Source organism: Pseudomonas sp., assembly GCF_037994325.1.
In the GTDB taxonomy this organism is placed as follows: domain Bacteria; phylum Pseudomonadota; class Gammaproteobacteria; order Pseudomonadales; family Pseudomonadaceae; genus Aquipseudomonas.
In genome coordinates, this window is sequence record NZ_JBBNAH010000472.1 from 1 (window position 1) to 8,181 (window position 8,181).

General features: G+C 60.8%; 10 protein-coding genes and 1 pseudogene. 3 read left to right on the forward strand and 8 right to left on the reverse strand.

Translation table 11 applies throughout. The features are described from left to right. A pseudogene (locus tag AAAB16_RS15995) lies at positions 1-518 on the reverse strand (dihydroorotase); the annotation flags it as partial. 147 nt (positions 519-665) lie between these two features. Between AAAB16_RS15995 and AAAB16_RS16000 the strand changes: the two are divergent. From AAAB16_RS16000 to gloA, 3 genes are all read left to right on the forward strand, one after another. After that, on the forward strand, positions 666-1,580 hold the full coding sequence (locus AAAB16_RS16000) for an OmpA family protein (RefSeq protein WP_340664211.1): 915 nt from the start codon (positions 666-668) through the stop codon (positions 1,578-1,580). Between the two features lie 123 nt (positions 1,581-1,703). Beyond that, a complete protein-coding gene (locus AAAB16_RS16005; RefSeq protein WP_340664212.1) occupies positions 1,704-2,921 on the forward strand; it encodes an argininosuccinate synthase in 1,218 nt (405 codons plus the stop codon). A 93-nt stretch (positions 2,922-3,014) separates the two neighbouring features. Then, a complete protein-coding gene (gloA, locus tag AAAB16_RS16010) occupies positions 3,015-3,407 on the forward strand; it encodes a lactoylglutathione lyase (protein WP_110614970.1) in 393 nt (130 codons plus the stop codon). Positions 3,408-3,604: 197 nt separating this feature from the next. On the opposite strand, the gene AAAB16_RS16015 is transcribed toward gloA, so the two are convergent. The 7 genes from AAAB16_RS16015 to AAAB16_RS16045 form a co-directional block, all read right to left on the reverse strand. Then, positions 3,605-3,787, reverse strand: a complete 183-nt coding sequence (locus tag AAAB16_RS16015; protein ID WP_110614969.1) for a PA3496 family putative envelope integrity protein — start codon at positions 3,785-3,787, stop codon at positions 3,605-3,607. 105 nt (positions 3,788-3,892) lie between these two features. Beyond that, positions 3,893-4,531: an endonuclease III gene (nth, locus tag AAAB16_RS16020; protein WP_110614968.1), complete on the reverse strand. Its 639-nt coding sequence runs from the start codon at positions 4,529-4,531 to the stop codon at positions 3,893-3,895. After that, the gene (locus tag AAAB16_RS16025) at positions 4,531-5,091 is read right to left on the reverse strand and encodes an Rnf-Nqr domain containing protein (RefSeq protein ID WP_340664213.1); all 561 of its coding nucleotides are present in this window, start codon (positions 5,089-5,091) and stop codon (positions 4,531-4,533) included. Before AAAB16_RS16025 ends, nth begins: the two co-directional genes overlap by 1 nt. Continuing rightward, positions 5,088-5,687, reverse strand: coding sequence for an RnfABCDGE type electron transport complex subunit G (locus AAAB16_RS16030; RefSeq protein WP_340664214.1), 600 nt, complete (start codon positions 5,685-5,687; stop codon positions 5,088-5,090). The genes AAAB16_RS16025 and AAAB16_RS16030 overlap by 4 nt, the downstream gene beginning before the upstream one ends. Continuing rightward, complete coding sequence (locus AAAB16_RS16035) at positions 5,680-6,681, reverse strand: RnfABCDGE type electron transport complex subunit D (protein ID WP_340664215.1); 1,002 nt, start codon at positions 6,679-6,681, stop codon at positions 5,680-5,682. Before AAAB16_RS16035 ends, AAAB16_RS16030 begins: the two co-directional genes overlap by 8 nt. Further along, positions 6,662-7,810 (reverse strand): electron transport complex subunit RsxB, encoded by a 1,149-nt coding sequence (gene rsxB, locus AAAB16_RS16040; protein ID WP_340664216.1) that lies wholly within the window; start codon positions 7,808-7,810, stop codon positions 6,662-6,664. The genes AAAB16_RS16035 and rsxB overlap by 20 nt, the downstream gene beginning before the upstream one ends. Beyond that, positions 7,807-8,181: Rnf-Nqr domain containing protein (locus AAAB16_RS16045; protein WP_340664217.1), on the reverse strand; the 375-nt coding region annotated here is incomplete at its 5' end. The genes AAAB16_RS16045 and rsxB, both read right to left, overlap by 4 nt.

An 8,181-nucleotide genomic window follows, 5' to 3' on the forward strand; every position in this document is an offset into this window, starting at 1 on the left:
AACACCACTTTCAGCGTCGGGAAGCGCTCGACCACGCGGGTCAGATGCTCATCAATAAACACCTTCTCGCGATCGAATACGTCGATCTCACCGCGGGTGACTTCGCCGTGCACCAACAACGGCAGACCGACTTCAGCCATGGCTTCAAGCACATGGAAAATCTTGTCGACGCTGGTTACGCCCGAATCGGAGTTAGTGGTGGCGCCAGCCGGATACAGCTTGGCGGCATGTACAAACCCCGAGGCCTTGGCCGCGCGCACGTCATCAGAGCTGGTCAGGTCAGTGAGGTACAGCACCATCAACGGTTCGAAATGGCTGCCGGCCGGGCGGGCAGCGAGGATGCGTTGGCGATAGCCGTCGGCTTCAACAGCGTTGCGTACCGGCGGCACCAGGTTCGGCATGATGATGGCGCGGCCAAAGGTGCGCGCCACGTCGGCGACCGTGTGCGGCAGCACCGCGCCATCGCGCAGGTGAATATGCCAGTCGTCAGGACGCAGCAGGGTAAGGCGGTCGGTCATGGGGGGCGATACCAGATCAGCGAAATTTGTGCGGTAAAAACTGCTGCGAATGCTACCGGAAAAGCCCGACAGCAGCACCCGCTATCAAGTTTTGCCAACGCCAACCGATACCTACCGAGAATGCAGTAATTCCTTACGGAGCCTACCGTGCGCCAGCGCTACCTCGCCCTGTTCAGCTTATTTGCCAGTTTGCCGGCTATGGCGATCACCTTCCAAACGCGCCTGGAAAAAGTCGAGTGGAAGGTGGATGGCGATCAATTCGAGTGCCGCTTGTCGCAGGACATTACGGATTTTGGCCAAGGCCAGTTTGTTCGCCGCGCCGGCGAGCAAGTGACCTTCCGCCTGCAAGCGCGCGAACGTTGGCTGGGCGCCGGCTCGGCAACGCTGGTGGCGGCCGCGGCGCCCTGGCAGCCGGGCCGGGGCGATCTCAATCTAGGTGTGGTCGCCGTCGAAAACGGCGCCATGCCGTTCAACAGCACACAGCAACAGGGTTCACGCCTGCTCACCGGTTTGCTTGAAGGCCGCAGTCCGCTGGTACGTCATCGCACCCCGGAAGGCGGCGAAGGCATTGAAGTGCGTCTCCTGCCGGTGAAATTCAACAAGGCCTACCACGACTACCTAGATTGCACGACCAAACTGCTCCCGGTGAACTTCGACCAGATCAAGCAAGCTCAGGTCAACTTCCCCGGTGGCGGTACCGATCTTGATGAAGTTTCCCGCGCCAAGTTAGAGATCATCCTCCAGTACCTAAAGGCTGATCCCAGCGTTAACCACGTCGAACTCGACGGCCATTCCGATAACGGCGGTAATCGCCTGACTAACCGCGATATGTCCCGCCGGCGTGCCCTGGCAGTGATGGAATATTTCAAAGCCAATGGCGTGCCCGAGGAGCAGATCGTCATGCGCTTCCATGGCGAGCGTTATCCGCTGGTACCCAATACCAATGCCGCCAATCGGGCGAAAAACCGCCGCGTTACCGTGCACCTGTCCCGCGAACCGGTGGCGCCTGCGCCAACTACGCCGGCCACTGCAGCACCGATCAAGCCCGCCGCCACCTCCTGAGTACGGCGTCGTTTAGACGAAAGAATCCGTCGCTTGGTCGTCATAAGCTGTCGCGCCTCTGTAAATCGTGCGTGTCTGTCAGTAGAATCGCGGGTTTTCCGTAGAACCCCGTGGAGTGATGGCATGGCGGACGTAAAGAAGGTTGTCCTGGCGTATTCCGGTGGCCTCGACACTTCGGTAATTCTCAAGTGGCTGCAAGACACCTATCAATGTGAAGTGGTGACCTTCACCGCCGACTTAGGCCAAGGCGAAGAAGTTGAGCCGGCGCGTGCCAAGGCACAGCAGATGGGCGTCAAGGAAATCTTCATCGACGACCTGCGCGAAGAGTTCGTGCGTGATTTCGTCTACCCGATGTTCCGCGCCAACACCGTTTACGAGGGCGAGTACCTGCTTGGTACCTCCATCGCCCGTCCGCTGATCGCCAAACGTCTGATCGAAATCGCCAACGAAACTGGCGCGGACGCCATTTCCCACGGCGCCACCGGCAAAGGCAACGACCAAGTCCGTTTCGAACTCGGCGCCTACGCCCTCAAGCCGGGCGTAAAAGTGATTGCCCCGTGGCGCGAGTGGGACTTGCTGTCGCGCGAGAAGCTGATGGACTACGCCGAAAAGCACGCCATCCCAATCGAGCGTCACGGTAAGAAAAAGTCGCCGTACTCCATGGATGCCAACCTGCTGCACATCTCCTATGAAGGCGGCGTGCTGGAAGACACCTGGACCGAGCACGAAGAAGACATGTGGAAATGGACCGTCTCGCCAGAGAACGCTCCAGACAAACCGACCTACCTCGAACTGACCTACCGCAACGGCGACATCGTTGCCCTTGACGGCGTTGAGATGACCCCGGCCACCGTGCTGGCGACCCTGAACAAAATCGGCGGCGAAAACGGCATCGGTCGTCTCGACATCGTCGAAAACCGTTACGTCGGCATGAAGTCCCGTGGCTGCTACGAGACCCCTGGTGGCACCATCATGCTGCGCGCCCACCGCGCCATTGAATCGATCACCTTGGACCGCGAAGTCGCTCACCTGAAAGATGAGCTGATGCCCAAGTACGCCAGCCTGATCTACACCGGCTACTGGTGGAGCCCAGAGCGTCTGATGCTGCAACAGATGATCGACGCCTCCCAAGCCCACGTGAACGGCGTAGTGCGCCTGAAACTGTACAAAGGCAACGTCATCGTCACCGGCCGCAAGTCCGATGAATCGCTGTTCGACGCCAACATCGCCACCTTCGAAGAAGACGGCGGTGCGTACAACCAGGCGGACGCCGCTGGTTTTATCAAGTTGAACGCCTTGCGCATGCGCATCGCCGCCAACAAGGGCCGCAAGTTGTTCTGATATTCTTGCCCAGCCTGACCAAACCCCGGCCACGCGCCGGGGTTTGCATTTCTAAGCCCGGGATAACGGGCAAAAAAGATGAGGAAACGACTGATGAGACTGCTGCACACCATGCTGCGCGTCGGCGATATGGATAAATCCATCGCGTTCTACACCGAAGTGCTGGGCATGACCCTGCTGCGCCGCAAGGACTACCCGGACGGTCAATTCACCCTGGCGTTTGTGGGTTACGGCAATGAAGCGGACAACAGCGTGATCGAGCTGACGCAGAACTGGGGCGTCGAGAGCTATGAGCTAGGCACCGGCTATGGACATATCGCCTTGGAAGTGGCCGATGTTTACAAAGCCTGTGAAGACATCCGCAGCCGTGGCGGCAAAATCACCCGCGAACCCGGGCCGATGAAGCACGGCACCAGCATTCTGGCGTTTGTTGAAGACCCGGATGGTTACAAGATTGAACTGCTGTCGCCGTCGCGCGGGGATTGAAATTTCTGCGGCCGGCATCGGATCGCGCTGCGCCAGCCCTGGATCCCGAATCGTCGGACCGCCGCCTGCGCGGGGAGGACGGAGATGGTTTGAGTAACACCGTCATTCCCGCGTAGGCGGGAATCCAGGCGCGCAGGACTTGAAGCGTTCACGCCCAAACAAAAAGCCCCGCATCAGCGGGGCTTTTTCATTTCTGGCTACAGATCAAAATCGTATTCAGCCAGCTGTTTGTGCAACCGACGCTCTTCCAAGAGATTGTCGATGATACGGCGTTTGGTCAGGTTGGTTTTGGCCACCTCAACCGGAGCCTCCACTACCTCGTCGCCGTCTTCACTTACCACGTCTTCGTCGAGTTCCAGTTCTTCTTTGCTAGTGCTCATTGACGTCCACTCCGGCTACAGGGCCATTGGCGCACCTTATATCGGCAAATTCAGACCTGGTAAAAAAGATTTTTTCAATCGACTGTCAGGGAATTCTCAAATAACTCAATCGTCGGATGTTTTTGCTTTGTACTCGCACAGGTCTTCGATGCGGCAACTGCCACAGCGCGGCTTGCGCGCAATGCACACGTAACGGCCATGCAGGATCAGCCAGTGGTGCGCATCCAAGAGAAATTCCTTGGGTACAAACTTGATCAACTTGTTCTCCACCTCAACCACATTCTTGCCGGGCGCGATGTTGGTGCGGTTACTGACACGGAAAATATGCGTGTCCACCGCCATCGCCAACTGCCGAAAGGCGGTGTTAAGCACCACGTTGGCGGTCTTGCGCCCCACGCCGGGCAAGGCTTCCAGCGCTTCGCGGTTGTCCGGCACCTGGCTGCCGTGCAGCTCAATCAGGCGCCGGCAGGTTTCGATCACGTTCTTGGCCTTGCTGTTGTACAGGCCAATGGTCTTGATGTACTCGCTCAAACCCTCGACCCCCAGGGCGTAAATCGCCTCCGGGGTATTGGCCACCGGGTACAGCTTGGCGGTGGCTTTGTTCACGCTGACGTCGGTGGCCTGGGCCGAAAGAATGACCGCAATCAGCAATTCAAACGGCGTGGTGTAGGCCAGCTCGGTCTTTGGCTCGGGATTGTCTTCGTGCAGGCGGCGGAAGATTTCGTAACGTTTGGCTGCGTTCATCAGGCGTCAGAATCAATAGAGGAAGGGGAGAGCACGCGCCGGGCGATTGCCCATAACAAGCCCAACAGAATAAAGGCGCCGGGCACCAAGGCGAATAGGTGCAGGCCGCTAAAGCCGGATACATGCAGCGTCCAATTGCCCGCCGCTGGGCCAAACAGCCATTCGACGTGCTTGAGCAAGGTGCCGCTACCCAGGCCTTCACGCAGGGCGCCGAGCAGCAGGGCTGCGCCACTGAACAGCAAGCCTTGGCGCAGCCCTTGAGCTAAATCGGCAGGCGCTACGGCCACGGTCACGAGCAATAGCGGTAGAAAAATCCCCAAGGCGTTACGCAGTTCCAATGCCCAGGCCTGCAGCAACAGGTCTGCCAGGGTCAGCAGCGCACAGGCCGCTACTAGCAGCGCAAGGCCGCGCGCTTTGGCCTCAAGGCGGCTAAGCAGCATGCCGAGCGCGCCCAGCAGTACCAGCAATGGCAGCGCCACCATACTGAGCCCCAGCGCTTTGATCAGCAGATCCGTAGCGCCCAACAGCGGCGCCAGGCCTACCAGCATAAGGGGCCTCATGGCGCCTCCTGCTTGAGTAAGAGCGGCTTGTGCGCATCGAAATAGCTCAAGCCCTGTTGCACGGCTTGGCTTACTGCGCGGGAGGTTACGGTGGCGCCGGCCATTTGGTCGAACTGACCGCCGTCGGCTTTCATGCGCCAATCGGTGTCGCTGACGCTATGGCCAAAAAAGCCGCGCAACCACGGGCTTTTCGCCGCGCTGCTGATATCGCCCAAGCCAGGCGTTTCGTGTTCGCTGAGCACTTTGACCGACAGCAATTGCCCAGCAGGAGAGATGGCCAGCAGCAGGTCGATACTGCCTTCATAGCCAGTGCCGCGCACCGGCAACAGCACCGCACTTGGGCTGTTACTGCGGGTGGCGAGATAGGCAAAGGCGGGTGCTGGCAGGCCCAGTTTCTCGCCATCGGGCAGGGCAATCGGCGCCGTTAGCGGATGGTTGTCGTAACTGCCCGGCGTGAGTAAATCCAACAACGCGCGCTCAGCGGCCGCCTGTCGCTCGCTAGCGATCTGCGGTTTTAGCCAGCGCTCGACACCGATTACCACGGCAATCAGCGCGATCAGCAGCAAGGCGAGTACGGCTAGGTGACGTTTATTCATGGGCCACACGTCCTGCGCGCCACGCGGCGTATCGTTCCAGCAGCGGCACCAGCAAATTCATGCCCAGCACCGCAAAGGCGAGGCCATCGGCATAGGCGCCCCAAGTGCGGATCACATACAGCCACACGCCAACGCCTAACCCAAACAGCAAACGCGCACGGTCGCTACCGGGGCCGGACACCGGCTCGGTGGCGATAAAAAACGCACCGAGCATGGTCGCCCCGGAAAACAGATGGAAAAACGGCGAACCGTTGGAGTCCGAGCCAGAGCCGTTCCAGCACAGCAAACTGGCAACAAACAACGCCCCCAGCACGCCCACCGGCGTATGCCAGCGAATCACCTGCTGCTTTAACAGCAGCACGCCGCCGAGCAGAAATGCCAGATTGACCCAGCCCGCGCTCCACTGGCTAAACGCCGGGTGGCGCTGGAAAAGTTCGTCCACCGTTAGGCGGTCGTTGTGTTTCAAGCTGTCGAGCACCGTTGCCTGACTCCAACCGTCGACCGGCATCTGGCCGATAAATACCTGCTGCAATGCCGCCAACAACCCCTGACCACTACCGGGTGCGGGCCAGTGATTGATCTGCGCCGGAAAGGCCAGCAGGGCAAAGGCATAACCGAGCATGGCCGGGTTAAACGGGTTTTTGCCAAAGCCGCCAAACAGTGTTTTACCGAACAGATGGGCGAATGCGCCGGCACTGACGCCCAGCCACCACGGCGCATAAGGCGGTAGCGCCAAGGCCAGCAGGGTGGCGCTGACCAGTGCACTGCCATCGCCCAACGCTGGCATCTCCAGCAGCGCTGGCGCCGTTTGCTGGCGCAGCCGCCGCACCAGTGCTTCGCACGCCAGTGCCGTTGCCAGGCCCACCAGCAGTTGCAGCAGCGTACCCCAGCCATAAAACCAGCTCAGGGTCAGCGCTCCCGGCACGCAAGCGAGCAGCACCCATTGCATGCTTGGGCGCGGGTCGAAGGCCAGGTTAGGGGGCGTGGTAGGCATTCAGGCGTGCCTCGGCGTCTTGCAGCCGTTGTTGGGCGGCGGCCAGGGCGGCATCGTCCGCGGGTTGCTGGCGCTGCAGTTTGCTGACCTCGGCGCGGGCATAGGCCAACTCGGTTTTCAGTGCGCGGGCCTGGGTGTCGATCGGGCGTTTGTCGATGCGTTGTAAATTGGGCGCGGGCTTGTTGCAGGCGTCTTCAGCGCAGTGCAACGCCTGCTCGGCGGCGCTCAAGGCCGCTTGCAGTGGCGCTAATTCGGCACCCTCGCGCTCGGCGGTTTTTAACGCGGCGCGGGCGACAGCCAGGTCGATCTTGGCTTTTTTCAGCGCCACTTGGCTCGGGTCGGTAGGCGCGGCTGCTGTAGCGGCTTGTAGCGCCGCCTGAGCAGCCTCGGCGACCTGACGCAATTGTTCTACCTGCTGTTCCAGCTCTGGCGTGCCATAGGTCGCCAGCTGTTTTTGCGCTTTGCTGTAGGCGACCTGCGCCATCGCCGCTTCGATTTTCAGGCGTTTCTGCTGGTCGCTGGGGGCGGCGGCTTTCTGCGCTTTTATTCGCTCAATGGCCGCTTGCACCGGGTCGAGCGTGGCAGCCGCTTGCGGTTGCACCATACGTTCGGCCCGCGCGGCACGCTCCGCCTGGCGCCGTGCTTCGTCGCGCTTCAGGCGTGCCAAGTGGGCTTCATGGCGCACACGGAAGTGGTCGGCACGTAGGCGCTGTTCGCGCGCCGGGGCCTCGGCCAGTGGCACCAGGTCAATGCAGTCGACCGGGCAGGGCGCCACGCACAATTCACAGCCGGTGCATTCGTCGGCAATCACCGTATGCATCAGCTTGGCCGCGCCGAGGATGGCATCCACCGGGCAGGCCTGAATGCACTTGGTGCAGCCGATACATTCCGCTTCCCGAATAAACGCTACCTGCGGTGGAATTGGCGGCAGTTCTGGTGGCAACACCGGCACGTTCAATAGCTGCGCCAACGCTTCGATGGTCGCTTCGCCACCGGGCGGGCATTTGTTGATCGCCTCGCCCCCGGCAATGCCCTCGGCGTAGGGCTTGCAGCCGGGATGCCCGCATTTGCCGCATTGGGTTTGCGGCAGCAGGGCGTCGATAGCGATAACGGCAATCAGGCTGCTCATTGCGGCGCCAGCCCTTGTAGCCCGAGCAGGGCCAAGCCGACCAGACCGGCGCTGATCAGGGTAATCGGCATACCGCGCAACGCAGCGGGTACGGCGGCTATATCAAGGCGATTAAGCAAATCGGCCATCACCCGCAAGGCCAGCCAAAAGCCCAGCCCTGCGCCGATGCCCATGGCCAAGGCAATCGCAACGCTGTGCCCCTCGGCCAACAGCACGCTAGCCAATGCCGCGCCCCCCGCGCCCTGCAGGAGCGCGGCACTTTCGCGAGCGCGCTCGCTGCTACAAAAACGTAGGGCAGCCCAGGTTAGGGCGACTAGCAGGGGGACGTAGATAAACAGGCGTAGGTAGTCGAGCTCTAGCGGGGCGAGCAC

Bases quoted from the DNA above. Each gene is read 5' to 3' on its own strand.
- AAAB16_RS16035 (WP_340664215.1), bottom strand. From the start codon at position 6,681: ATGCCTACCACGCCCCCTAACCTGGCCTTCGACCCGCGCCCAAGCATG.
- nth (WP_110614968.1), bottom strand. From the start codon at position 4,531: ATGAACGCAGCCAAACGTTACGAAATCTTCCGCCGCCTGCACGAAGAC.
- AAAB16_RS16015 (WP_110614969.1), bottom strand. From the start codon at position 3,787: ATGAGCACTAGCAAAGAAGAACTGGAACTCGACGAAGACGTGGTAAGT.
- AAAB16_RS16025 (WP_340664213.1), bottom strand. From the start codon at position 5,091: ATGAGGCCCCTTATGCTGGTAGGCCTGGCGCCGCTGTTGGGCGCTACG.
- gloA (WP_110614970.1), top strand. From the start codon at position 3,015: ATGAGACTGCTGCACACCATGCTGCGCGTCGGCGATATGGATAAATCC.
- rsxB (WP_340664216.1), bottom strand. From the start codon at position 7,810: ATGAGCAGCCTGATTGCCGTTATCGCTATCGACGCCCTGCTGCCGCAA.
- AAAB16_RS16030 (WP_340664214.1), bottom strand. From the start codon at position 5,687: ATGAATAAACGTCACCTAGCCGTACTCGCCTTGCTGCTGATCGCGCTG.
- AAAB16_RS16005 (WP_340664212.1), top strand. From the start codon at position 1,704: ATGGCGGACGTAAAGAAGGTTGTCCTGGCGTATTCCGGTGGCCTCGAC.